The organism is Lacticaseibacillus sp. YLM2-1, assembly GCF_056583465.1.
Genome location: NZ_CM152617.1, coordinates 266,383 through 290,751, shown reverse-complemented (window position 1 = coordinate 290,751; position 24,369 = coordinate 266,383). Strand labels below are relative to the sequence as shown.

General features: G+C 47.8%; 21 protein-coding genes and 3 rRNA genes. 7 read left to right on the top strand and 17 right to left on the bottom strand.

Annotated features, from left to right (window positions below):
* Positions 1 to 22: 22 nt before the first annotated feature.
* Together AC07KQ_RS01425 and deoC are read right to left on the bottom strand one after the other, a co-directional pair.
* A complete protein-coding gene (locus AC07KQ_RS01425) occupies positions 23 to 1,213 on the bottom strand; it encodes a phosphopentomutase (RefSeq protein ID WP_003563101.1) in 1,191 nt (396 codons plus the stop codon).
* 1 nt (position 1,214) lies between these two features.
* Positions 1,215 to 1,880 carry a deoxyribose-phosphate aldolase gene (gene deoC / locus AC07KQ_RS01420; protein WP_003563099.1) on the bottom strand — a complete coding sequence of 222 codons (666 nt, stop codon included), beginning with the start codon at positions 1,878 to 1,880 and terminating at the stop codon, positions 1,215 to 1,217.
* Positions 1,881 to 2,230: 350 nt separating this feature from the next.
* Between deoC and AC07KQ_RS01415 the strand changes: the two genes are divergently transcribed.
* The 3 genes from AC07KQ_RS01415 (at position 2,231) to AC07KQ_RS01405 (ending at position 5,262) form a co-directional block, all read left to right on the top strand.
* Positions 2,231 to 2,914, top strand: coding sequence for a beta/alpha barrel domain-containing protein (locus tag AC07KQ_RS01415; protein WP_003563095.1), 684 nt, complete (start codon positions 2,231 to 2,233; stop codon positions 2,912 to 2,914).
* A gap of 136 nt (positions 2,915 to 3,050) precedes the next feature.
* Entirely contained in the window at positions 3,051 to 4,367 is a 1,317-nt protein-coding gene (locus AC07KQ_RS01410; RefSeq protein ID WP_013245370.1) for a PTS sugar transporter subunit IIC, read from the top strand.
* Positions 4,360 to 5,262 (top strand): alpha/beta hydrolase, encoded by a 903-nt coding sequence (locus AC07KQ_RS01405; RefSeq protein ID WP_003563091.1) that lies wholly within the window; start codon positions 4,360 to 4,362, stop codon positions 5,260 to 5,262. The genes AC07KQ_RS01410 and AC07KQ_RS01405 overlap by 8 nt, the downstream gene beginning before the upstream one ends.
* 189 nt (positions 5,263 to 5,451) lie before the next feature.
* Here the strand turns inward: AC07KQ_RS01405 and AC07KQ_RS01400 are convergent, their stop codons facing one another.
* Genes AC07KQ_RS01400 through AC07KQ_RS01380 form a run of 5 tightly spaced genes read right to left on the bottom strand, consistent with a single transcriptional unit; the run spans position 5,452 to position 10,002 of the window.
* The gene (locus AC07KQ_RS01400; protein ID WP_003563089.1) at positions 5,452 to 6,165 is read right to left on the bottom strand and encodes an ABC transporter ATP-binding protein; all 714 of its coding nucleotides are present in this window, start codon (positions 6,163 to 6,165) and stop codon (positions 5,452 to 5,454) included.
* Complete coding sequence (locus AC07KQ_RS01395; protein WP_003563087.1) at positions 6,158 to 6,943, bottom strand: ABC transporter ATP-binding protein; 786 nt, start codon at positions 6,941 to 6,943, stop codon at positions 6,158 to 6,160. The genes AC07KQ_RS01400 and AC07KQ_RS01395 overlap by 8 nt, the downstream gene beginning before the upstream one ends.
* Positions 6,940 to 7,890, bottom strand: coding sequence for a branched-chain amino acid ABC transporter permease (locus AC07KQ_RS01390; RefSeq protein WP_003563086.1), 951 nt, complete (start codon positions 7,888 to 7,890; stop codon positions 6,940 to 6,942). The genes AC07KQ_RS01395 and AC07KQ_RS01390 overlap by 4 nt, the downstream gene beginning before the upstream one ends.
* A gap of 4 nt (positions 7,891 to 7,894) precedes the next feature.
* Positions 7,895 to 8,773 (bottom strand): branched-chain amino acid ABC transporter permease, encoded by an 879-nt coding sequence (locus AC07KQ_RS01385; RefSeq protein WP_003563083.1) that lies wholly within the window; start codon positions 8,771 to 8,773, stop codon positions 7,895 to 7,897.
* Positions 8,774 to 8,808: 35 nt separating this feature from the next.
* Positions 8,809 to 10,002 (bottom strand): ABC transporter substrate-binding protein, encoded by a 1,194-nt coding sequence (locus AC07KQ_RS01380; RefSeq protein ID WP_003577424.1) that lies wholly within the window; start codon positions 10,000 to 10,002, stop codon positions 8,809 to 8,811.
* 281 nt (positions 10,003 to 10,283) lie between these two features.
* Between AC07KQ_RS01380 and AC07KQ_RS01375 the strand changes: the two genes are divergently transcribed.
* A complete protein-coding gene (locus tag AC07KQ_RS01375) occupies positions 10,284 to 10,541 on the top strand; it encodes a hypothetical protein (protein WP_003659682.1) in 258 nt (85 codons plus the stop codon).
* A 136-nt stretch (positions 10,542 to 10,677) separates the two neighbouring features.
* Here AC07KQ_RS01375 and AC07KQ_RS01370 read toward each other — a convergent pair whose 3' ends face one another.
* The 6 genes from AC07KQ_RS01370 to AC07KQ_RS01345 all read right to left on the bottom strand — a co-directional run bounded on the left by AC07KQ_RS01370 (position 10,678) and on the right by AC07KQ_RS01345 (position 17,298).
* Positions 10,678 to 11,136, bottom strand: coding sequence for a threonine/serine exporter family protein (locus AC07KQ_RS01370; RefSeq protein ID WP_003563079.1), 459 nt, complete (start codon positions 11,134 to 11,136; stop codon positions 10,678 to 10,680).
* A gap of 21 nt (positions 11,137 to 11,157) precedes the next feature.
* Entirely contained in the window at positions 11,158 to 11,934 is a 777-nt protein-coding gene (locus tag AC07KQ_RS01365; RefSeq protein ID WP_003563076.1) for a threonine/serine exporter family protein, read from the bottom strand.
* 2 nt (positions 11,935 to 11,936) lie between these two features.
* Positions 11,937 to 12,251: a thioredoxin family protein gene (locus AC07KQ_RS01360; RefSeq protein WP_003568841.1), complete on the bottom strand. Its 315-nt coding sequence runs from the start codon at positions 12,249 to 12,251 to the stop codon at positions 11,937 to 11,939.
* Between the two features lie 101 nt (positions 12,252 to 12,352).
* A 5S ribosomal RNA gene (rrf, locus tag AC07KQ_RS01355) occupies positions 12,353 to 12,469 on the bottom strand.
* 122 nt (positions 12,470 to 12,591) lie between these two features.
* A 23S ribosomal RNA gene (locus AC07KQ_RS01350) occupies positions 12,592 to 15,509 on the bottom strand.
* 219 nt (positions 15,510 to 15,728) lie between these two features.
* Positions 15,729 to 17,298, bottom strand: a 16S ribosomal RNA gene (locus tag AC07KQ_RS01345).
* Together the 16S, 23S and 5S rRNA genes form the textbook arrangement of a ribosomal RNA operon.
* A gap of 319 nt (positions 17,299 to 17,617) precedes the next feature.
* On the opposite strand from AC07KQ_RS01345, the gene AC07KQ_RS01340 reads away from it, so the two are divergent.
* Positions 17,618 to 18,358, top strand: a complete 741-nt coding sequence (locus tag AC07KQ_RS01340; protein ID WP_480156577.1) for a class I SAM-dependent methyltransferase — start codon at positions 17,618 to 17,620, stop codon at positions 18,356 to 18,358.
* A gap of 159 nt (positions 18,359 to 18,517) precedes the next feature.
* Here AC07KQ_RS01340 and AC07KQ_RS01335 read toward each other — a convergent pair whose 3' ends face one another.
* Positions 18,518 to 20,065: an ABC-F family ATP-binding cassette domain-containing protein gene (locus AC07KQ_RS01335; protein WP_003563040.1), complete on the bottom strand. Its 1,548-nt coding sequence runs from the start codon at positions 20,063 to 20,065 to the stop codon at positions 18,518 to 18,520.
* A 379-nt stretch (positions 20,066 to 20,444) separates the two neighbouring features.
* On the opposite strand from AC07KQ_RS01335, the gene AC07KQ_RS01330 reads away from it, so the two are divergent.
* Complete coding sequence (locus tag AC07KQ_RS01330; RefSeq protein WP_013245369.1) at positions 20,445 to 21,383, top strand: ADP-ribosylglycohydrolase family protein; 939 nt, start codon at positions 20,445 to 20,447, stop codon at positions 21,381 to 21,383.
* Positions 21,384 to 21,460: 77 nt separating this feature from the next.
* On the top strand, positions 21,461 to 22,060 hold the full coding sequence (lepB, locus tag AC07KQ_RS01325; RefSeq protein ID WP_003563036.1) for a signal peptidase I: 600 nt from the start codon (positions 21,461 to 21,463) through the stop codon (positions 22,058 to 22,060).
* Positions 22,061 to 22,350: 290 nt separating this feature from the next.
* Here the strand turns inward: lepB and AC07KQ_RS01320 are convergent, their stop codons facing one another.
* From AC07KQ_RS01320 to AC07KQ_RS01310, 3 genes are all read right to left on the bottom strand, one after another.
* Positions 22,351 to 22,683 (bottom strand): hypothetical protein, encoded by a 333-nt coding sequence (locus AC07KQ_RS01320; RefSeq protein WP_003568838.1) that lies wholly within the window; start codon positions 22,681 to 22,683, stop codon positions 22,351 to 22,353.
* Between the two features lie 108 nt (positions 22,684 to 22,791).
* Positions 22,792 to 23,535 (bottom strand): DUF975 family protein, encoded by a 744-nt coding sequence (locus AC07KQ_RS01315; protein WP_003563030.1) that lies wholly within the window; start codon positions 23,533 to 23,535, stop codon positions 22,792 to 22,794.
* A gap of 18 nt (positions 23,536 to 23,553) precedes the next feature.
* Positions 23,554 to 24,336 carry a glycosyltransferase family 2 protein gene (locus tag AC07KQ_RS01310; protein ID WP_003563028.1) on the bottom strand — a complete coding sequence of 261 codons (783 nt, stop codon included), beginning with the start codon at positions 24,334 to 24,336 and terminating at the stop codon, positions 23,554 to 23,556.
* Between the last annotated feature and the right edge of the window lie 33 nt (positions 24,337 to 24,369).

The window sequence follows — 24,369 nt, the reverse complement described above, 5'->3', positions numbered from 1 at the left end:
GATTCTCCTTCAAAATGTGGGTTTATTTAAGTAGCTTTAAGAACGACTGGCCAACTTGATTACCTGTGACACCAAAATTATCTAAAATCGTGGCACCAAGATCTGAAAATGGCGAACGAATACCTAAATCGCCATTACCCGGCAATTGCTTGCTGTAGGCTAGCAACGGAACATACTCGCGGGTGTGGTCTGTTCCGCGGAAAGTTGGGTCATTTCCGTGGTCCGCCGTGATCATCAATAGATCCTGATGCCGTAGCACTGTCATTAAGTCGCCCAATTGTCGATCGAAAGTCATCAAAGCATCCCCGTCGCCTTGCGCGTTACGGCGATGGCCATACATCGCATCAAAATCCACTAAATTGGTGAAAATAAATCCGCGGCGGTCCGATTTGACTGCTTCAATTGTTTTTTCCATGCCATCAACATTACTAGTGGTATGAACACCGTCATCTAGCCCTTGGCCAGAGAAAATATCGTTAATTTTCCCAATGCCATAAGTCGCAATGCCAGCACCTTGAAGGCGATCAAGATCTGTCGGCTTATCCGGCTTAAGTGTGTAATCATGACGGTCACTGGTCCGCGTGAACGTAGTGGGGTCTGTCCCGACATATGGCCGTGCAATCACCCGACCAATGCGATATGGTGCGTCAATTGTGATGCTGCGAACGTAACGGCAAATGCGATAAAGTTCTTCAAGTGGAATGACATCCGTTTGCGCCGCAATTTGAAGCACCGAATCACCTGAGGTATACACGATCAGATCGCCAGTTTTCAGCTGTTGCTCACCATAGTCCTTGATCGCGTCTGTGCCAGAATAAGGTTTGTTCAAAACAACTTTACGGCCGGAAAACTCTTCAATTTGTTTAATCAACTCAGCCGGAAAACCTTTGGGAAAATAGCCTAAAGGTTCCGTCACAGGCAAACCCATCATTTCCCAATGACCATCCATACTATCTTTACCTGCAGAAATTTCGGCCATTTTGCCAAAATAGCCACTGGGACTACCCAACGCCGTCACGCCAGCAATTGGTGTTGGTCGAGCAATATTACCCAATCCAATGGCCTGCAAATTTGGCAAAGCCAGTTTACCATCAAAATAGGTACCAATATGACCAAGTGTGTCAGCGCCGGTGTCATCATACTTAGTGGCGTCAGGTGCTTCACCAATACCGATTGAATCCAACACAATCGTGATAATGCGATCAAATGCCATCTTATGCTTCGCCTGCTTCCTTCAAAATTTGAATCCCTGCACTGGCACCAAGACGATCAGCGCCAGCATCAATCAATGCCTTAGCTTCAGCATAAGTGTGAATGCCGCCCGCTGCCTTAACCCCTAGTTTATCGCCAACTGTTTTGCGCATCAAAGCGACATCGTGCACCGTCGCGCCGCCTGCTGCAAATCCAGTAGATGTTTTCACATAATCAGCGCCCGCCGCAGCTGCTAACTTGCAAGCCGTGACTTTTTCATCATCCGTGAGCAAAACCGCTTCGATGATCACTTTTAGCAAACCACCTTTAGCATGGGTCATATCAGCAACTGCCTGAATGTCAGCACGAACATGATCGTCATGCCCTGCCTTCAATTCGCCAATATTCAGGACCATATCGATTTCCTGAGCACCTTCGTCAATTGCCTGTCCAGTCTCGAAAACCTTCGTCTGGGTGGTGTTTGCCCCGAGAGGAAAGCCAATAACCGTGCAGACGTTCACATCCGTGTCGCGCAAACTAGCCGCCGCCCGAACAACCCAATAGGGATTAATACAAACTGATGCAAAACCGTACTGTTTTGCTTGTGCCAATACTTCATCAATCTGATCCTGTGTTGCATCCGGTTTCAATAAAGTATGATCGATGTACTTTGCCAATGGTTTTGCCATTTTTACGCCTCCGTCATAAATAGCCTTCTGATCGCAGCCAAAAAGCTTATCTTATCTGCAGAAGATGAATGCGGTTACCAAATGACGCATTCATCAGATTGCCTTAAGAATACCATGGTATGGTTAATCGTGCATAGAAAGGGTTGAATAGATCATGAGTACGCGTACCGTTAAGCCAAGTTGTGGCTTGCAAATGCGTTTTGGCAAGGCAGTTGATTAAAGCAAACTCGAAGGCTTCGGGACACCCGGCCTATGGCGAAACAGTCATAAAGGTGTCCTTCTCGCCTTCACCTAATCTCATCCATTATAATAAAGTTAATCAAGTTGTTTCTTGAAAGTGAGGTACTTCCATGACGAACATGCCCCCGAATTTAACTTCTAAGCTCCGCACTGATATTGTTCAAGCACCTTCAGCGATTAAAGCGGCCAGTGGCATTACGCTTTTTGGTAAAAAAATTCGCAGTATCATCTATACCATGGACGTCGCTGTGATCGCGAATTGCGATGCTGATGCGATTCTGGCTGTCTATCCGTGGACACCTAATACGCGCATTCTCCAAGCTGTAGCAACGGTGGCTAACGTGCCGATTCTGGCTGGCATCGGCGGCGGGCTAACCAAGGGCTTGCGAGCCGCAACCATTGGCGCTTTTGCAGAAGAAAGCGGTGCCCAGGCCGTTGTGTTAAATGCGCCAACTCCGATTGAAACGCTCATCAATGTCAATCGTGTGGTGGACGTTCCAACGATCTATACCATTGTCCGTCATATGGATGATCTTAACGCCCGAATTGATGCCGGTGTCGCGGCTTTTAACATTGCTGGTGGCAAAGAAACCGCCAATCTTGTGGCCGAAGTTCGTGCGGCCATTGACAGCAAGCACCCGAATTTCCCGATTATTGCTTCTGGCGGTAAAACCGATGAGCAGATCACTGCCACGATCGAAGCTGGCGCTAATGCGGTAACATTTGCGGCCTATGGCGTGACGGAAGCGACTTTCCACGCCAAGATGGAGGCCTATCGAAAGCAGAAATCGTAAAACTCGACCTTTCATAAGGCGTCTCATCATTGTTTTAACTTTCTTTTCAATACGAAAACTACTCGGCGATATTAATATTTGTTAGAATAGCATTGATAATGCGCCATTAAAAAAATTGAAAAGGGAGATGGCAGCCATGAGCAATCTGATGCAGAGATTGCTGCCCGTGCTCGTTAACAATAGCGTTCGGTTGCGACACACCCGCATTTATCGCGCGCTCCAACAAACCCTTGCCGTCATTTTCCCGTTTATTCTGGTCGGTGCTTGGGCTCAAATGTTGACGCAGAGTGTGTTTTCACGAAATGGCTTTTTTGCAGTCATTTATCATCTTGACACCGTCATTCCTTACTATAGCCAGATCCGCACCATTTTGATGTCGATTCAAACAGTGACACTCGATCTGATGGCGGTTATGGCGGCGTTTTTCGTTGCCAAATTTATTGCCCGATCTTATGGCAAAGATGATTCTTTGGCAGCCTTAACGAGTGTCGGGGCATTTATGATTCTTAATTTGGATTCACGACGCAATGGCCAATCACCTTTCCAAATGAATAATTTTGGTTATCGTGGTTTGTTTATTGCTATCTTTTTCGGCTTGCTTATCGGTTGGCTCTTCCGCTTCACACGTGCGAACCTCGAAGAACCAACGCATCGGTATACAATCGCTGCCTTGGTTGACCGTGGGCTGCGTGGCACCTGGCTTACTGTCGTGATCCTGGTGATCAGTGTGGCGATCAATTACAGCCTCAGCCGCATCTCGACAGAAGGTTTCATCGGGCTTTTCTACATTCCATTTCAGATACCTGCCTCCAGCCTCAGTCACGTGTCGATTCGATTGGCCTTGGTCACCACCATTAATGCCCTCATGTGGTGGGCTGGTATTGAAGGTCCGATTAATCCGTTAACAGTGCAAGCCGGTAGCACGACCAGCACTGCCAATTTGAATTATGCGCTTGAGCACAACAATTTGTTCAACGTGCCCAACCCGATCACCATTGGCACCATTTACCATCCCTTCGCGAGTTTCGGTGGCGTTGGGATGACCTTAGCCCTCATCATTGCGACACTTTGGGTTGCCAAAACCCGGCCATTACGCCGAATAGCTGGCATGTCGCTTTTGCCGAGCTTGGTCAATATCAGCTCACCAATCATGATTGGCTGGCCAGTCATGTTAAACCCTATTTTGCTTGTGCCGTTCTTGATTGCACCGCTAGTTAATATGACGATTGCATGGGCAGCTATCCGCTTGCGTCTTATGCCGCCGTCAGTTTATACGATTCCAACGACAACGCCCGGACCGTTGGCAGCCTTCCTAGGCACCAATGGTAATTGGGTATCGCTTCTCGTGGCTATCCTCTGCTTAGCAATCTCGGTTCTTATCTATATCCCATTTGTGCGACTAGCAGAAACAATCAATCTTGAATCAGCAAAGGTCGGTGGTCATCATGATTAAACACTGGCGAAAATGGCTGTTATTACTGGTCAGTGTCTTGGCGGTAACGGCTATCATGCTCCCCGCTACCAGCTGGATGGAACAAAACGTTAAATCTGCTCGCGTTGTTCACAACTCCCGTATGCAACCGATTATTTTGATTCCTGGGAGTTCAGCAACAGAAGATCGGTTCAACACGTTGATCACCCAGCTAAACGCCCAAACAACGGGCCATAGTTTGTTGAAAATTACGGTCAAAACTAATGGTACACTAACTTACAGTGGCAAAATCGCAGCACGTGATACCGAGCCGTACATCGTTGTCGCATTCGAAAACAATAAAGATGGTTATAACAACATCAAGAAACAGGCGGCGTGGTTCAACATTGCCTTTAAGCAATTGGCGAAAACCTATAATTTCAATCGTTTTCGTGGTATTGGTCACAGTAATGGCGGCTTGATCTTCACCCTTTTTCTCGAAAAGTATTACAGCGATTCTGATGTGCGGATGACACGACTCATGACCATTGGAACGCCGTACAACCTTGAAGAAAGCAATCCTGACAATCGAACACAAATGCTGAACGATCTCATTACTAGCCGCAACAAGTTGCCTAGCAGCTTGACTGTCTACTCAATTGCTGGTACCGAAAATCTGGACGGCGATGGCACCGTCCCAATCGAAAGTGTGGAAGCTGGTAAATATATTTTCCAAAACCAGGTCGCGCACTACACCCAGATCACCGTTTCCGGCGACGAAGCGGGTCACAGCTCACTCCCGCAAAATCGACAGATTGTGAACTTGATCAGTCAATACATGGTCGCTACACCGAACCAACAGGGCATTCGGCCAGGGCAAGGCGGTAGTGGTCGAGGCGTCGGACAAGCACCAGGCGATACCGGACAGAATCCTTAAACGATCGTAAGACAAAAGGGCCGTCCAACCTCACTTAACTGATACAGACAAAAAATAAACAGACACTGACGCATCTGTCAGTGCCTGTTTATTTGTCTTTGTACCGATCCTTTGTCACCAATAACAACAAAAAGCCAAGCCCTAAATATTGTGGCTTGGCTTTTTGACGCTTGTTAACTGTTCACTTATCTAAGGCACTTGCATCCCCAGATAAGTTGCCTGCACAGCCGGATCGGCAAGCAGCTCTTCGCCTGTCCCGGTCAGCTTGACCGTGCCGCTGGCCAAAACGTAACCGCGATCGGCGATGGCCAACGCTTGGCGTGCATTTTGCTCAATCAGCAACACTGTTGTTCCCTGCGCGTTGATTTTCGTGATAATGTCAAAAATCTCTTGAATGAAAATCGGCGCCAAGCCCATCGAAGGCTCATCGAGTAACAGCAATTTGGGCTTTGCCATCAAAGCTCGCCCCATGGCTAACATCTGCTGTTCACCACCGGAAAGTGTTGCGGCATCTTGATGTTGCCGCTCCTTCAACACCGGAAAACGATCATAGACCATCGTTATTTGTTCGCCAGCAGCTTGCTTATCCTTCAGTCCAAACGCACCCATTTGCAGGTTTTCGGCTACCGTCAAACCAGCAAAAATATGTCGACCTTCCGGCACTTGCGAGATGCCTTGCTTCACAATTTTGGCTGCCGCCATGCCATTGATTTTCTGCCCTTCATAGTCAATGATACCGGAACGTGGTCGCAACAAACCGGAGATTGTTTTCAGAATCGTACTTTTACCAGCACCATTTGCGCCAATCAAGGCAACAATCTCACCTGTTTGAACGCTAAAACTGACGTCTTTGACAGCTTGAATGCCACCATAGTTCACAACGAGATGTTTAACCTCAAGCATGGTTTTCACCTCCCAGATAAGCACTAATGACCTGCGCGTTAGTTTGAATCTCATTAGGGGTTCCAGAAGCAATCATGGCGCCATGGTCGAGTACATAAATTGACTCAGCCAATTTCATCACCAGCGACATGTCATGTTCAATCAAAACCACCGTGATGCCAAAATGCTCACGAATCCGAGTAATCAAACGCCCCAGATCTGCCGTTTCTTCTGGATTCATCCCGGCAGCTGGTTCATCCAGAAACAGCAGTTGCGGCTTCGTGGCCACTGCCCGCACTATCTCCACCCGCCGTTGCGTACCATATGGCAAACTAGCAGTCGGTTCATCGGCTACATCAGCAAGCTCAAAAAAATCTAACAATTCGTCGGCTGCAGTTGCTACGGCTGCCTCCTGTTGATAAAACTGCGGCAACCGCAGCATCGTGCCAATGAAACTTTCACGATAAAGATGTGTCCGGGCCACTAAAACATTTTCTTTGACCGTCATGGCGTCAAACAAGCGAATATTTTGAAAAGTTCGAGCAACACCGAGCTTCGCCACCTGATAGGCTTTCTTTTTCGTAATATCAACTGGTCCATCAGCCGTATACAAGGTAATCGTGCCAGACGACGGCCCAGATTCGCCAGTCAACATATTGAACAATGTTGTTTTCCCAGCACCATTTGGCCCGATCAAGGCAATCAGTGTCCCTTGTTCGATCGTCATCGTGACATCCGCGACGGCTTTTAAACCGCCAAAAACTTTACTGACGTGATCAATTACCAATTGTTGCGTCATGATGCTGCTCCTTTCCGAATCTGGCGCTTGCGCTTGAACGACAACTCATAATGGCCTAATAAGCCAGCTGGTTTGAAAACCATTAGCAAAATGAGTGCCAGCGCATAGATAACCATTCGCAAAGTGCCAAAGTTCTGCAGCACTGTATCGATGATGCCCAACACAACCGCCGCGACAAAAGTGCCAGTGATACTACCGACCCCGCCTAAAACGACGATAATCAGCAAAGCAATCGAATTCATGATGCCAAAATCTCCGGGAGCAATCGTTTGCAAGTAACTCGCATGGAGTGAACCGCCAATGGCTGCCGTGGCAGCGCCGAGCACGAAAGCTGCCAGTTTCCATTTGGTCGGATTGATGCCAATCGACTCAGCGGCAATGTCATCATCACGAATGGCCATCACCGCGCGGCCCGCCCGACTGTGAATGAAGTTCACAACGATCACAGTAGTGACACACATTAAGATATAGACCGTTGGCCACGAAGCCAAAGGCGGAATATTAAACATACCAGCAGGGCCATTGGTGATTTTCAAATTATTAATAATGACTCGGATAATCTCAGCGGCGCCCATCGTGGCAATCGCTAAATAGTCACCTCGCAGCCGCAACGTGGGGATTCCGACAATCAAAGCGGCAATGATCGCAACGATCATGCCGACCAGCATAGCAAGGTAAAACCCAAGCGGCGTTGAGATGTTTTGTGTGATGATCGCCGTGGCATAAGCGCCAATCGCCATGAAGCCAGCATGACCAAGCGAAAACTGACCGGAAAATCCGATAATAAGATTCAAACCGACTGCCAAAATAATGTTAATGCCGATTGTGACCAGCGCATTTTCGATAAACCCGTTAATGACGCCGGTTAATTCACCAATGTCGATCAAGACAAAGCCAGCAATCATCGTCGCGAGCCAAATGAGCTTACTGCGCATATTTTTAAACATAGGCTCACACCTTCTCCCGTTGACGTTTGCCGAATAATCCAGCAGGTAACACGACCAGCATGATGATCAAAACAAGGTAAACCGCCGCATCTTTGTAGGCCGATAAGCCCACAGCCTGAACACCAGTTTCTAGCAAGCCAATCAAGAAGCCCCCTACAGCCGCTCCTGGGACCGATCCGATCCCACCAACAACCGCGGCGACAAACGCCTTGATTCCCGGCACCATTCCCATTAATGGATCAATCGAATTGTAATACAAGCCGATCATGACACCCGCTGCACCAGCCAGTGCTGATCCTAATGCGAAGGTGAAGGAAATGACGTGATCGGGATTGATCCCCACCAGTTGCGCGGCTTCTGGATCAACTGCCACCGCCCGCATCGCCTTGCCCATCGTTGTTTGCTTGATAATGAACTGCAGCATCACCATCAGTACCAAGGATGTGAACAAAATAAGCAGTTGCACATTTGAAACATCGACCCCTAGTATCTGGTAGGTTTTAGTGGTGATGACCTGTGGAAAGTTCCGGGCATTAGCACCGAATAGAAACGACATGCCATTTTCTAGGAAAAAGGAAACGCCAATGGCAGTGATTAACGCCGCAATTCGCGGTGAATTTCGCAACGGACGATACGCCAAGTATTCAATCAAGACGCCTGAGAGCGCAGCCATCACCATCGCCGACAACAATGCTGGAACAAAACTGAAGTGCAGGTAATTAATCGCATAATAGCCCCAAAACGCGCCGAGCATATAGATATCACCATGGGCAAAGTTAATCAGCTTGATGATCCCATAAACCATGGTATAACCTAGCGCGAGTAAAGCGTAAATACTGCCAAGTGAGAGTCCATTAATGATTTGTTGCATCAAGGTTTGCAAAATATGATCTCCTCATAAAAAGCTTCCGCAGTCATTTACTTAACGGTATAGACTTTGGCAATTTTGCCTTGTGTCAGTTGCTCAACCGCCAGCGGCTTCTCAGGATTATGGTGACTATCAATGGTCGTGGTGCCTGTCACAGCAGGCATTTTTTTGATCTTGGCCAAGCCCTTGGCAATGCTGGCTGAATCAGCAGCCTTCTGATCTTCAATCGCTTGCTTGATCATGTAAACCGAATCGTAGGCAAGTGCTGAGAACGTTGGTGCTTCTGTTTGATACTGCTTCTTAAAGCTGGTCATAAAGTTCTTCACCAGCTTGCTGCTGTTAGCACTCAGCGTCGAAAATGGCGTGGTGTAATAAATATCAGTTGCATTCGCAGCGCCGGCGATTTGTGCCAACTTAGGATCGGCCATGCCATCTGCACCAATAAACGGTACCTTGATGCCTGACTGCCGCGCTTGCTTGATGACGAGGCCTAATTCTGAATAATAGCCCGGTGCATAGATGGCATCAATTTTCTTGCTTTTGATCGCTGTCAGCATAGCATTGAAATCTTTATCACCTGATTGATAATACTGAGTCGTCACGATATTACCTTTAAACTTCTTCTTGAATGCCTTAGCCAACCCGGTTCCGTAATCAGTCGAGTTGTCAGCAATAATCGCCACGTTTTTGGCCTTCAAGGTATCGTTGGCAAATATCGCCGCATGGTCTCCTTGAAAATCGTTATTGAAGCAAGCACGGAAAACGTAAGGCTGCACGCTGCCATTTTTCTGAAGTGTAAAGTTTGGATCCGTAGCACTGGGACTCACCATTGGTACGGCCGCCTTGGTCACGTTTGGAATAGAGGCTGTTCCGTCATTGGTTGTCGCCGGTCCAACGATCGCAACCACTTTGTCAGTATTCGCCAGCTGTGCAGCTACTGAAGCCGCGCCGCTCGTTGACGATTTGTTGTCACGATAGACCGCCGTTATTTTTTTCTTAGTATTTCCGACCTTAATACCACCTGCAGCGTTAATCTGTTTCACGGCCAATTCAATGCCTTGTTTCTGCTGTTCGCCGTAACCAGCAACCGCGCCAGACAACTCCATGTTCACGCCGATTTTAATCGTGTTACCTGCCGTATTTCCTTTGCTCGTGGCACTCTTTGTCGCACAGCCTGCCAATGCCAGCATCGAAGCGGCGATGACGCCAGCGCTCATAATTGCTTTGACAATTTGCTTCTTCATCTTGGTTCCCCCTCATTATATTGCTTATGACTATATCTCATTGATTCTTAACAGAAAAAAGCACCCATTCAGACGAATGGGTGCTAATCGTACGCCCCATCGCCAATGCGAAAACGGGGCTCAACACGTTGATCTTAAACGATCAATTCGGTCGGGTCCCTGGCATCAACAACAAGGCTAAAAGAGCGTAATGACAGTTACGATTTGTTTTTCTTTGCATACACATCAATGACATCAATACGCCCTCCTAGTTAAGATTAATGGTTGGTTAAAATCTTAATATGATTACCAAGGAAAGTCAACTTATTTTCTCAGAATTTTTTATTGGTAATTTGCTGAATGTTTATTTTGATGACAATCAAACGCCTGGCAATAACTTTCTTAGAGGAAATGCATGTCTAAGTCAACCCTCTATTCTAATAAAGTTATTAGAGCAAAAAGAGTTTGTCTTTGTAGTCAGTCTAGTTAAATCGCACATAAAAAAGGACGTTCTTACCCTTAAAGGCAAAAACGTCCTTTTTCTGCAGTACCCAAATTGACTTGGATAGGATCTCGCTGGCTCCACAACCTTGAGATCGCTGACCCCACAAATCCGGCGGGTGGCTTTTAACCAGTCAGCTGCAGCTTTCAGCACAAGTTGCGTGCTTACTCGACTCATCGCATAACACGATTATATCACTTTTTGGGTTTTAAAACAGCTCGTTTATACAACACTTCTGATAACAGCTGCGCCAACATAAAGCCGACAGCAATGGCACCAGCGATCATGACCACCCGACTGACATACTGCAAGGCCCCGTCCAGATCGCCTAAGACAGTTGCTCGTACTGCTTGGTAAGCAACAGCGCCTGGCACCAAAGGTACAAATCCCGGAATGTTGAAGATGATGACCGGCATTTTCTTATAGCGCGCAAAAAAGATTCCACACAAGCCAATGACAAAAGCTCCGACTAAATTGGCCATCATCCGGCCACTACCGACTTCCATCAACAACCAGTAGGCCAACCAGCCCATCATCCCGGCCCAACCAGCCAAATTTAACGCCTTGCGCGGCACGTTGATAATGATAGCAAAAGCGACCGTTGCCAAATAACTGAACAAAAGTTGAACTAATAAAGCAAACCACCACTGCAAGATGCCGCCTCCTTTATGTTTTTAGAAGAACCGGAAGATCATAGCAATACCAACACCGATAGCACAAGCGCTCAAAATGGCTTCCATCCCGCGGGCCATACCGGACAGCAAATGTCCCGCCAGCATATCGCGAATCGAATTGGTAATCGCTACCCCCGGTACAAGCGGCATAATCGCTCCAATAATAATAAAGTCCAGGTTGTGTCCTAGGCCTAACCTGACCCCAAGCCACGCAGTTAAGCCAACGACCAATGCGCCCAGTAATTCACTAATAAACCGAATGTTGGTCACTGCATTCACTTTGATATCAACTAGAAAGCCCAATGCACCGACCGCAGCTGCCAAAGGCATATCAAGCCAGTCATACTGTTGAGCAAATAACACCATGAGTGTCATGCTGACAACTGCCGCGCTCACCACCTGCAACCAAATCGGGAAAAAAGGGGTGTTCTGATCCAGTTTGATCAATGCCGCGTGCAATTCATCTAGATCAATCTGATCAGCCGCAAACGAACGAGAGAGTTGATTCACGCGCGTCACTTTTTCCATATCAATCGATCGTTTGCTAATCGGCCGCTCCTGAATATACGGCTGATTTTCGATGCTAGCAAATATACCGGTTGGCGTCGTAAACACCAACGTTTGTGGCTCACCGGCATTCACAGCAATTCGTCGCATCGTATCTTCAACGCGATACATTTCCGAACCGCCTTCAATCATAATGCGTCCAGCAAGCAAGCATGTTGCCAATACTTGATTTTGGATTGCTGTATCCTGACGCTCAACTGAATGTGTCATACCTACGCCTCAAGTTTCTGTTCAAAATACCGTTTAAGTTTGTCTTTAGGGTAAACACCTGTCACTTTTTCGCGCGCCTCTCCTTGCTGATAAATGACTAAGGTGGGTACTGACATAATGCCCATAGTGCTCGGCAACGTATGATCTTTTTCAACATTATAACGAACCACTTTAAGCGCTGGCAGTTCTTGCTCTAGGGCCGTTAACATCGGATCAAGCACTTTACAAGGGCCGCACCACGGTGCCCAAAAATCGACGACAACCGTGCCTTCAGCTGTCAATGCCTTCAAGTTATCTTTCGTTGCCTCAATTGCCATGATGTGATCCCCTTCCATGCTTGCTCTTGCAATTTAGCACGACTGCCACTTACTTATCAAGGTATAAAAAAAGATCCGGTCAATGACCAGATCCTAACTTAGCGTGGCAGCTTCCTACCCTCGCAGGCAGTTTCCCACCAACTACTCTCGGCGTGAAGAAGCTTAACTTCTGTGTTCGGCATGGGAACAGGTGTATCCTTCTTGCTATCGCCACCACACTTATGAGAACTTTGCGCTCTCAAAACTGGCTATCATTGTTTAATTGCTGCCTTGAACCTAACGTACTTGTCATCGAAATGTGTTCGCAGTCGCAGAAACCTGCGCCTGCTTGCACGCTTACTTGGTTAAGTCCTCGACCGATTAGTACTGGTCCGCTCCATGCATCGCTGCACTTCCACTTCCAGCCTATCTACCTGATCATCTCTCAGGGGTCTTACTTCCATATAGGAATGGGAAATCTCATCTCGAGGGGGGCTTCACACTTAGATGCTTTCAGCGTTTATCCCTGCCGTTCATAGCTACCCAGCGATGCGCCTGGCGGCACAACTGGTACACCAGCGGAACGTCCATCCCGGTCCTCTCGTACTAAGGACAGCTCCTCTCAAATTTCCTGCGCCCGCGACGGATAGGGACCGAACTGTCTCACGACGTTCTGAACCCAGCTCGCGTACCGCTTTAATGGGCGAACAGCCCAACCCTTGGGACCGACTACAGCCCCAGGATGCGATGAGCCGACATCGAGGTGCCAAACCTCCCCGTCGATGTGGACTCTTGGGGGAGATAAGCCTGTTATCCCCAGGGTAGCTTTTATCCGTTGAGCGATGGCCCTTCCATACGGAACCACCGGATCACTAAGCCCGACTTTCGTCCCTGCTCGACTTGTCAGTCTCGCAGTCAAGCTCCCTTATACCTTTACACTCTGCGAATGATTTCCAACCATTCTGAGGGAACCTTTGGGCGCCTCCGTTACATTTTAGGAGGCGACCGCCCCAGTCAAACTGCCTACCTGACACTGTCTCCCGCCACGATTAGTGGCGCGGGTTAGAGTGTTCATACAGCTAGGGTAGTATCCCACCAACGCCTCCATCGAAACTAGCGTTCCGATCTCTACGGCTCCTACCTATCCTGTACAAGCGGTACAAACACTCAATATCAAGCTACAGTAAAGCTCCATGGGGTCTTTCCGTCCTGTCGCGGGTAACCCGCATCTTCACGGGTACTATAATTTCACCGAGTCTCTCGTTGAGACAGTGCCCAAATCATTACGCCTTTCGTGCGGGTCGGAACTTACCCGACAAGGAATTTCGCTACCTTAGGACCGTTATAGTTACGGCCGCCGTTTACTGGGGCTTCAATTCTGGGCTTCGCTTGCGCTAACTCATCCTCTTAACCTTCCAGCACCGGGCAGGCGTCAGCCCCTATACATCATCTTACGATTTAGCAGAGACCTGTGTTTTTGATAAACAGTTGTTTGGGCCTATTCACTGCGGCTGACCTTGCGGTCAGCACCCCTTCTTCCGAAGTTACGGGGTCATTTTGCCGAGTTCCTTAACGAGAGTTCGCTCGCTCACCTGAGGATACTCTCCTCGACTACCTGTGTCGGTTTGCGGTACGGGTAGTTTATTTCTCACTAGAAGCTTTTCTTGGCAGTGTGACATCAGGAACTTCGCTACTATAATTTCGCTCCCCATCACAGCTTGTCCTTAAGACTGCAAGCATTTCACTCGCTGTCAGACTTGCTGCTTGGGCGCACATTTCCAGCCGTGCGCTTTCCTTAGCCTCCTGCGTCCCTCCATCGCTTAAACAAAATAAACTAGTGCAGGAATCTCAACCTGCTTGTCATCGACTACGCCTCTCGGCCTCGCCTTAGATCCCGACTAACCCTGGGAGGACGAGCCTTCCCCAGGAAACCTTAGTCATACGGTGGATCAGATTCTCACTGATCTTTCGCTACTCATGCCGGCATTCTCACTTCTAAGCGCTCCAGCCGTCCTCACGATCGACCTTCAACGCCCTTAGAACGCTCTCCTACCGCGCACCCTTACGGGTGCACCCACAGTTTCGGTATTATGCTTAGCCCCGGTATATTTTCGGCGCAGTGCCACTCGACTAGTGAGCTATTACGCACTCTTTAAATGGTGGCTGCTTCTGAGCCAACATCCTAGTTGTCTGTGCAACGCCACATCCTTTTCCACTTAGCATAAATTTAGGGACCTTAACTGGTGATCTGGGCTGTTCCCCTTTCGACAATGGACCTTATCGCTCACTGTCTGACTCCCGGAGTAAGATCGATGGTATTCGGAGTTTATCTGAATTCAGTAACCCTTGATGGGCCCCTAGTTCAAACAGTGCTCTACCTCCATGATCCATCCTCCGAGGCTAACCCTAAAGCTATTTCGGAGAGAACCAGCTATCTCCAAGTTCGTTTGGAATTTCACCGCTACCCACAACTCATCCCAGCATTTTTCAACATACATGGGTTCGGTCCTCCAGTGTGTTTCACCACACCTTCAACCTGGTCATGGGTAGGTCACTTGGTTTCGGGTCTACATCTGCTTACTCATTCGCCCTGTTCAGACTCGCTTTCGCTACGGCTCCGACTTTTCATCTTAACCTCGCAAGCAAACGTAACTCGCCGGTTCATTCTACAAAAGGCACGCCATTACCCATTAACGGGCTTTGACTAATTGTAGGCACACGGTTTCAGGAACTGTTTCACTCCCCTTCCGGGGTGCTTTTCACCTTTCCCTCACGGTACTGGTTCACTATCGGTCACTAGGGAGTATTTAGCCTTGGGAGATGGTCCTCCCGGATTCCGACGGAATTTCACGTGTTCCGCCGTACTCAGGATCCTGGACGGAGGGTTCGACGTTTCGCTTACAGGGCTTTCACCTTCTGTGGCGCAGCTTTCCAGCTGACTTCGACTACGTCGGACTTTGGTAACTCCAATGTCCAGTCCTACAACCCCGAGAAGCAAGCTTCTCGGTTTGGGCTCTTCCCACTTCGCTCGCCGCTACTATGGGAATCGAGTTTTCTTTCTCTTCCTGCGGGTACTGAGATGTTTCAGTTCCCCGCGTCTGCCGCCGGCCAGCTATGTATTCACTGACAAGCAATACACTGATGTGTACTGGGTTCCCCCATTCGGAAATCTCCGGATCAAAGCTTACTTATAGCTCCCCGAAGCATATCGGTATTAGTTCCGTCCTTCATCGGCTCCTAGTGCCAAGGCATCCACCGTGCGCCCTTTGTAACTTAACCTGTACTGACTTGCGTCAGCGGTTATGCGATGCGAATTTCTTTTTCAGAAACTCATACAAATACGCTGTGTTCTCGGCAATTTAAAACAATTAATACAATGATATCCAGTTTTCAAAGAACAAAGTCGCACCCGTTAGGGTGCTTGAGGGTGATCCCCTCAAAACTAAACAAAGTTTCGTGTGTGCAGGTTTCCGTCAGACTTTCAGTCTGTTTCCTTAGAAAGGAGGTGATCCAGCCGCAGGTTCTCCTACGGCTACCTTGTTACGACTTCACCCTAATCATTTGTCCCACCTTAGACGGCTCGCTCCCTAAAAGGGTTACGCCACCGGCTTCGGGTGTTACAAACTCTCATGGTGTGACGGGCGGTGTGTACAAGGCCCGGGAACGTATTCACCGCGGCGTGCTGATCCGCGATTACTAGCGATTCCGACTTCGTGTAGGCGAGTTGCAGCCTACAGTCCGAACTGAGAATGGCTTTAAGAGATTAGCTTGACCTCGCGGTCTCGCAACTCGTTGTACCATCCATTGTAGCACGTGTGTAGCCCAGGTCATAAGGGGCATGATGATTTGACGTCATCCCCACCTTCCTCCGGTTTGTCACCGGCAGTCTTACTAGAGTGCCCAACTAAATGCTGGCAACTAGTCATAAGGGTTGCGCTCGTTGCGGGACTTAACCCAACATCTCACGACACGAGCTGACGACAACCATGCACCACCTGTCATTTTGCCCCCGAAGGGGAAACCTGATCTCTCAGGTGATCAAAAGATGTCAAGACCTGGTAAGGTTCTTCGCGTTGCTTCGAATTAAACCACATGCTCCACCGCTTGTGCGGGCCCCCGTCAATTCCTTTGAGTTTCAACCTTGCGGTCGTACTCCCCAGGCGGAATGCTTAATGCGTTAGCTGCGGCACTGAAGGGCGGAAACCCTCCAACACCTAGCATTCATCGTTTACGGCATGGACTACCAGGGTATCTAATCCTGTTCGCTACCCATGCTTTCGAGCCTCAGCGTCAGTTACAGACCAGACAGCCGCCTTCGCCACTGGTGTTCTTCCATATATCTACGCATTTCACCGCTACACATGGAGTTCCACTGTCCTCTTCTGCACTCAAGTTTCCCAGTTTCCGATGCGCTTCCTCGGTTAAGCCGAGGGCTTTCACATCAGACTTAAAAAACCGCCTGCGCTCGCTTTACGCCCAATAAATCCGGATAACGCTTGCCACCTACGTATTACCGCGGCTGCTGGCACGTAGTTAGCCGTGGCTTTCTGGTTGGATACCGTCACGCCGACAACAGTTACTCTGCCGACCATTCTTCTCCAACAACAGAGTTTTACGACCCGAAAGCCTTCTTCACTCACGCGGCGTTGCTCCATCAGACTTGCGTCCATTGTGGAAGATTCCCTACTGCTGCCTCCCGTAGGAGTTTGGGCCGTGTCTCAGTCCCAATGTGGCCGATCAACCTCTCAGTTCGGCTACGTATCATCGCCTTGGTGAGCCATTACCTCACCAACTAGCTAATACGCCGCGGGTCCATCCAAAAGCGATAGCTTACGCCATCTTTCAGCCAAGAACCATGCGGTTCTTGGATCTATGCGGTATTAGCATCTGTTTCCAAATGTTATCCCCCACTTAAGGGCAGGTTACCCACGTGTTACTCACCCGTCCGCCACTCGTTCCATGTTGAATCTCGGTGCAAGCACCGATCATCAACGAGAACTCGTTCGACTTGCATGTATTAGGCACGCCGCCAGCGTTCATCCTGAGCCAGGATCAAACTCTCATATAAATATGAGCTGTTTGAATAGCTCGATTTGTTGTTCTAGCGAATTGACTTCGCAAATGTTACTTCTTGCCTCGGTACCAAAGTACCAAGGACCCTGCACATTTAAACGAAACTTTGTTCAGTTTTCAAAGGACCACTTTGTCGCCAAGCGACAACTTACTAAGAATATCAAATTGGCAACTCGTTGTCAACATCTTTTTTTAAATCGCTGTGCGGTTTAAACTGTTTTTATGACTGACGACTCGTACTATACTACGCAGTTTGCTCACTCAAGTCAACCACTTTTTTAAAAAAGTTTTTCAAGAAAGGAAAAGCACGCACTATGACAGAGGATCAAGCTTTTTGGAACGCATTTGCGCCTGATTATGCCGCGGCAGAGCAGGCGTCGCGTTTGCCTATCGCACACGATGTCATCGCATGGCTGCGTTCAACGCAATTGCTGCCTGCGCATTCGGCAGTCGACTTAGCTGCCGGAACTGGCCGCTACGCTGTTCAAATGATGCCATGGGTTCAGGAACTGACGCTCATTGATTGGTCGTCTGCCATGCTCGCCTTTGCAAAAGAGCGCATGCATCAACAAGCCGATACTAAAGCTCAATTTATCGTGGCTGACTGGCGCAAATTACACAAGCCGCTTAATGCCGATATGTTGTTTGTCAGCCAGTTGCCGACACTTAAACCTCAAGACCTAAAAATGCTGATGAACTGGGCTAACCAAACCGTGGTGCTTAACTTTCAAACTGCACAGTCTGACGCTTTGCTTGAACAAGCGGCCTCGCTTTTAGGATTGCAGCTACCACCAGTTTATCAGGCGGACCCCGCCCGGATGACAAGCTTCAAAGTTTGGCTGACAGCCCAACGGATACCTTTTCAAAGTCATTCTTTGACATACGAAATTGAAGAGCAAACAACTTTAAGCGACTTGTTACCGGATCTGGCGACACCAATTGGTCTTAAAACTGCTGCCAGCCTTGCCAAGACCATCACCGGCCATGAGAATACGCACGTTCATGTGACTGATCGCTTGACTTATACTTATACCCAACTGGTCTGGCATGTTTAATCACCACCCATTCAGTATGCTCGAAACACAAACCGAATTATCCGAATTTCGACTAAAAAAGACTTGCTGCTGTATGAACGTTCATACAGCAGCAAGTCTTTTTATAGATAACAGCATAAACATCATTGATGGTCATGCCCCGTTGATTTTTTCGAAACGTTAAGCTTTAACTTGCAACTGTTCAACGTTCACAACTGTGTCAACCCAGGAACTATCATAGAAGCCAGCTTCATGGGAAACTAGTAAAACTGCGCCAGGATATTGTTGCAAGCCTTCACGCAAAGCGTTTTTGGTGTCGTCGTCCAAATGATTCGTCGGCTCGTCCATCACTAGAATATTAGTCGTTTGGAGCATTAGGTCAGCCAACTTGACCTTAGCCTGTTCGCCCCCTGACAACATCGTCAGAGGATTGTTCGCCTCTTCACTGGTCAGTGCAGTGCGTGATAAGACCTGTCGAACGGTTTTCTGCGTGAGCGCTGGGAACCGTTGCTCCAAATACTGCACTGGGCTTTGTTTAGGTTGATCCCAGTGCAACTCTTGTTCATAGTAGCCAAAAACAACATTGTCGGCTATTTCAACGTTGCCACTGATCGCCGGTAAAAGGCCGAGCAATGTTTTTAACAACGTCGATTTTCCGACACCATTGAAGCCTTCGAAAGCAATGATCTGATCTTTTGCAACTGAAAAGTTCATTGGTTGTAATAATGGCTTGTCATAGCCAACAACCAAATCGTTAACATCCACCAAGATTTGTCGATTAACAGGCGCATACGGAAACGCCAAATGCGCCTTGGATCGCGTCCCAGGAGGCGTCAATTTGTCCATTCGCGCCAGCTGCTTTTCACGGCTTTTAGCCATCGTGGCGCGCGTGCCTGCCTTAAACTTCCGAATAAACGCCTCAGTTTTCTTAATCGTCTCTTGCTGCTTGGCAAAAGCCTTCAAATAAGTCTCATGATCGGCCTCTTTTTGGCGCATGGCTTGTTTTAACGTTCCGGTATATTTTGTGATTTGCCCGAACTCAATATCTAAGACAGCATTGGTTACATTTTCTAGAAAATCAAAATCATGTGAGATCACGATAAACGCGCCCTCAAAATTTTGGAGCCAGTCCGTTAGCCAGGCAATATGCGACACATCAAGATAGTTTGTCGGTTCGTCCAGGAGCAACATATCCGGCTTTTCAAGTAACAATTTTGCCAAGATTAACTTCGATCGCTGGCCGCCAGACAATGCTTCAACAGGATGATCCATCCCCATTGCTGTAATTCCAAGGCCTTCAGCAACAGTTTGAATCGTTGTTTCCAGATCATAAAAATCGCCCGCTTCAAGCTCTTGTTGCAGCTCGCCTGCTTTGGCCAGTAAATCGTCATCGGGATGATTAGCATAGTCGGCATAAATCTGATTCATTTTTGCTTCTTTACGGTAGAGATCACTAAACGCGGTCCGCAAAAATTCAATAACCGTTTGGCCGGGTACAAGATTCGCATACTGATCCAAATAGCCAACATGTAAGTGCTTCTGCCAGACGATTTTACCTGCATCAGGCGTCAGTGTCCCTGTCAGAATCTTAATGAGGGTACTCTTGCCGACCCCATTTTGCCCGATCACGCCAAGGTGGTCTTCGATATTTACTTGAAAACTGGCATCTTGGTACAACACTTTGTCTAAAAAGCGCTGTGACAGGCCGGTTACGGTAAGAACACTCATGATTCCTCCTATACTAAAACGTATAAAAAACGACAGCTGATTGGTTGCTTAGAGCATTTGCTGAAACCACTTCGCAAGCTGTGACAGTTTGCATGCGGGTGGCCTCAATGCCAATTGACACAATGATGACACTGGCTCTAACTCCCTTATTCACGCTCTTTCTGAAAATAGTCACTGCTTGCTAGGCTATCACAGCATGGTTATTTTTACAACGGAGCAAATTTTTTGCAATTTTATGCGTTCTAGCGAAATAATAGCTCCATAGTAATATCAAAGAATTTATATGTGGTCTGCCCTTTGACAAGGTTAAGTATGCTTCGAATGACCTGAGAAAATGTCAAAATCACGACACGACATATATTATAGAGGGGGAACCTAAATGGGTATCATGGAATCACGCTTGATTCACGGCACCGTTGGTTTTGCGATCGGTGATGCGTTGGGATTGCCAGTTAAGGGACAAAATGCGGCTGAATTAACCGCAGCACCGGTGACCACCATGAAGGGTTATGGCACCTTTAACCAGCCTGCTGGCACCTACTCTGACGAAACTGGACTCGCATTAGCCGGATTAGATGCCTTGCAACACGGTTTTGATGAACAAGCCTTAATCAAGGCTTACCAAGCTTGGTTCACCGCGGGTAAGTATGCTCCTTATGGCAAACGCAGTCCGGATATCTGGCCAAGCATTGAAACAGCACTTAAAACTGGCCAATCAGTTGCCTCCCCCAAAGAACCCGGGGCACTCATTCGAATCTTGCCATTCGCCTTTTTCGCCTATCAAACTTTTGACACGAGTCTTTTTCAAAAAGCTGAAGGTGTTAAGGTGCTTGAAACTTTTGTTCATATTACTAACCAAGACGCTGAAAACTTGGTTGCTGCTGGCATTTACATGCAAATTGCCGTTGAATTACTTGGCGCGACGCCAGATTTACCGAGTGCCATTGCCACTGGTACCGACAAAGCAGGTAGTTATTTTGGAACCACGCAGCCTTACCAGCCAATTTTTGAAGCTTTTCAAGCAGCCTTGGCAGATGATAAGTGGCCCGATGAGAGTGCTACCGATCCGATCAGTTTATTAGCACGTACACTTAAGGCACTACAAAGTAAACCGGACTATCACGATGCCGTCTTACAAACCGTGAACCAAGGTGGCGCTACCGATACAACTGGCGCGCTTGTTGGCGGTTTAGCTGGACTTGCCTACGGGTATACAAGTTTGCCGCATCGTTGGTGCCTGATGTTAGCCGAATATGCGCAAATTGTCGACTTATGCCGGCAAGCTGAAAATAGCGGCTTTTTCCCAAAATACGACTAAATTGACCGGTGATCTTCCTAGTCGCGAGCGTTCGGCTTGTGGTAGACTGAAGTTATTCTGTTCCGGAAGGTGTCATTGTGAAAAATAACAGTCATTCCACCTTAAAAACGGTGCTCGAATTCCTTGTCCTTTTTGCCGTTATCTTCTTTGCCAGTCAACTACTGATGCGCTATGTGTTGAGCAAAGATGTGGTGCAAGGAACTTCGATGCAACCGACTTTGGAAAACGGCGATCGTTTGTATTCTATCCGCGTCAAAAAGCCTAAGCGAAACGATATCGTGGTTATTAATGCCCCTGATCGGCCTGGTTCTCTCTATATTAAACGTGTCATTGGCATGCCTGGTGACACCGTTAGTTCAAAAGATAATCAATTGTCAGTGAACGGCAAGAAGATTGCCGAACCATACTTGAACAAAAAGTTTGCCACCGACGAGATTAATAAATGGGCCAGTCAGCAGGGACTTGATGCTTCAACGATTAAATTCACCAATGACTTCAACATCAAAACCCTTTCCTCAACGAAATCTGCTAAGGTACCAGCCGGCAAATACTTCGTGATGGGTGATAATCGGCTAGTATCCCATGACAGCCGCGATTTTGGATTTGTTGATAAGTCAAAAATTCAATCAGTTGTTGTTTGGCGCTATTGGCCATTGAATCAGATGAAACTTTACTAGTCTGACAAAGCACTCAAAAGCACCGCCAGTCGTTAACCTTTTAATGGTTAGCGACTGGCGGTGCTTTTGAGTGAAACATTGTTTGGTTGTCACTACCGGAGCTCATACATAAGTGACTCGAGCCTAAACGAGCTTGATTGATCTGCGGTCGTTTTCGCTTTTTGATGCTTGGCTTGCTGTCTATAACGCGCTCGCCATCGCAGAAACCTACACATAAGAACCTCGAACCTAAATGGCCATTTAGGTTCGAGGCCACCTATGCTCCGGTTTCTAAACGCGCTGGCTCGCGCTCACTGCGACTTTAAAACCTGCCGATCGATCAACCTGCGTAGTTTGGTTTGAATGGCCATCATCGTCATGCGATCACTGTCTTTAAATGCTTCGACGTAACTTGGCGCATCGGTGCTGATGCTGGCGGCTGGGTGGCCATCTAAATCGGTAATGTTGATAGTATCACCGTCAATCTTAGCCGTGAAGTAACTGCCCTCGAAACCTTCATCAAGCAACCACTGAGCCCAGTTTTGAATATTTTCAGCAATAGCCTGATCTAGCGGTACTTTATCTTTTAAGGCGGCTTGCCGAGCTTTCACTTCGGCAAGTGTCATATAGGCTTCAGTTTCCATCGTCTTTTGCCTCACCTTCAAAATGCTAATACCGATATACAATTCATTTTGTTGAGATCGCGGTCAGTATACCCCGTCTCGCGGCTGGCGACAACGATTCAGCTTTAGTCATGATTGAGCCGCTTGAGCCGCGATCTTGTAGGCGCGCCGATTTTCATAATAGTTAGCGTGAACCAATTGCAAGTATGGATTGATCACCCAGTCAAATAAATGGAACGTGATGTTTTCCAGAAGATACCAACCGATCATGGAAACATACAGGCCGAGCAAATCGCCTTTGAAGCCGCGCATCAGTCGCCAGGAACCGATCAACGCCGATATCGAGGAAAAGCGCTGATTGGTTTCATGACCATCTTTAAAGACCCAAAAGGCCTGGCGCCAGCCCAGTGCAAGTAGTATTCCAGGAATCAAGAAAAATGACAGCCCCATCAACGTCAAGAAATACATAAAGATCCATAATGAGATGGCACCCCAGAACCACTGACCGTTAAATAAGCCTAGCAGCGCATGCAGTGGTTGAACTCGCTCTTTACGGCGTACAAGATCTAGCACGCCAAAATTGACCCCTTGAATCAGCATCGTATTGACCAGGCTTTGAATCGTATTCATACTTCCGGTACGATTGCCACTTTGCAGATAATTCTGGAATCCATCTGGATCAGTCAAAGCTTTGTCAATGCCGAATTTTTGAATTAAGGCGAAGACCATCAAGTACGTGATGATAGCGACAGCTGCCTGAATTAAACTCGGTAACAAATAAGCCAGCATCAAATCGCGCCGATTCGTGCCTTCTTTTAATTGCCCTTTTGCTTTTTGCTTAAGCTGGCGATAAGTCATTAAATGTTCTGTCAACGCCCGCGCCTCCAATGATCAATGTTCAATCTTAATTGCCTCTTTCTTAGTGACCTTTTCTGTTCGTCGTGCGACTCGTAAAACTTGATGAATCCGCCAAAGCGCATATAGCTGCTGCGGAACCGCACCGATGATCCCCAACGATTGGGTCGCTGAGTCTCGACGAACAACATGATGATAAGCTGGATGCCCGGTGTAAAGAAACCGGTGAGTGGCCATCACGTAAGTCGCCGTGAACAGTTCATCTTCCATAATTGTCATGCTTTCATCAAAACGTAGCCTGACTTGCTCGATGACATCACGTCGAAAAACTTTATTCCATAAATAACCGCGAATATAACCAATTGGATGAAGCATTTGCCGAATTAGGCCTTCCCGCGTGAGCTGCTTAGGCTTGCGTAAAGCCTCATGCACCGGTCGCGGGTCAGGATCATCCCGATAAAACGGCATCGCAATGAGATCCCAGCCACGCGCCATCATGTCAACGGCGTGAGCAATAAAGTCCGGCTCGTACCAGTCATCGCCATCCATAAAAGCAACTAAATCGCCTTTGGCTAGGGCCAAGCCGCTATTGCGTGCAGCCGAAACCCCATGATTCACCTGCTTCAGAATCGGTTGAATACGCGAATCCAGTTCTGCGAAATGCGCAATGATCTGCGGAGAATGATCTTTTGAGGCATCATCGATCACAATGATTTGCAAATGAGAATAAGTTTGTTCAATTAAGCTTTTCAAGCCGTGAGCCACATAGGCTTCAAGATTATAAACCGGCACAATGATGGTGACGAGTGGCTTTACCATGAACGCACCTCCTCACTCGTGCGAATCCCCGGA

Excerpts from the sequence above, each read along its gene's own strand:
- AC07KQ_RS01365 (WP_003563076.1), bottom strand. The coding sequence starts at position 11,934 with ATGACACATTCAGTTGAGCGTCAGGATACAGCAATCCAAAATCAAGTA.
- deoC (WP_003563099.1), bottom strand. The coding sequence starts at position 1,880 with ATGGCAAAACCATTGGCAAAGTACATCGATCATACTTTATTGAAACCG.
- AC07KQ_RS01335 (WP_003563040.1), bottom strand. The coding sequence starts at position 20,065 with ATGAGTGTTCTTACCGTAACCGGCCTGTCACAGCGCTTTTTAGACAAA.
- AC07KQ_RS01340 (WP_480156577.1), top strand. The coding sequence starts at position 17,618 with ATGACAGAGGATCAAGCTTTTTGGAACGCATTTGCGCCTGATTATGCC.
- AC07KQ_RS01330 (WP_013245369.1), top strand. The coding sequence starts at position 20,445 with ATGGGTATCATGGAATCACGCTTGATTCACGGCACCGTTGGTTTTGCG.
- AC07KQ_RS01310 (WP_003563028.1), bottom strand. The coding sequence starts at position 24,336 with ATGGTAAAGCCACTCGTCACCATCATTGTGCCGGTTTATAATCTTGAA.
- AC07KQ_RS01360 (WP_003568841.1), bottom strand. The coding sequence starts at position 12,251 with ATGGCAATTGAGGCAACGAAAGATAACTTGAAGGCATTGACAGCTGAA.
- AC07KQ_RS01380 (WP_003577424.1), bottom strand. The coding sequence starts at position 10,002 with ATGAAGAAGCAAATTGTCAAAGCAATTATGAGCGCTGGCGTCATCGCC.
- AC07KQ_RS01415 (WP_003563095.1), top strand. The coding sequence starts at position 2,231 with ATGACGAACATGCCCCCGAATTTAACTTCTAAGCTCCGCACTGATATT.
- AC07KQ_RS01390 (WP_003563086.1), bottom strand. The coding sequence starts at position 7,890 with ATGTTTAAAAATATGCGCAGTAAGCTCATTTGGCTCGCGACGATGATT.
- AC07KQ_RS01425 (WP_003563101.1), bottom strand. The coding sequence starts at position 1,213 with ATGGCATTTGATCGCATTATCACGATTGTGTTGGATTCAATCGGTATT.
- AC07KQ_RS01375 (WP_003659682.1), top strand. The coding sequence starts at position 10,284 with ATGATTACCAAGGAAAGTCAACTTATTTTCTCAGAATTTTTTATTGGT.
- AC07KQ_RS01400 (WP_003563089.1), bottom strand. The coding sequence starts at position 6,165 with ATGCTTGAGGTTAAACATCTCGTTGTGAACTATGGTGGCATTCAAGCT.
- AC07KQ_RS01410 (WP_013245370.1), top strand. The coding sequence starts at position 3,051 with ATGAGCAATCTGATGCAGAGATTGCTGCCCGTGCTCGTTAACAATAGC.
- AC07KQ_RS01320 (WP_003568838.1), bottom strand. The coding sequence starts at position 22,683 with ATGGAAACTGAAGCCTATATGACACTTGCCGAAGTGAAAGCTCGGCAA.
- AC07KQ_RS01395 (WP_003563087.1), bottom strand. The coding sequence starts at position 6,943 with ATGACGCAACAATTGGTAATTGATCACGTCAGTAAAGTTTTTGGCGGT.
- AC07KQ_RS01405 (WP_003563091.1), top strand. The coding sequence starts at position 4,360 with ATGATTAAACACTGGCGAAAATGGCTGTTATTACTGGTCAGTGTCTTG.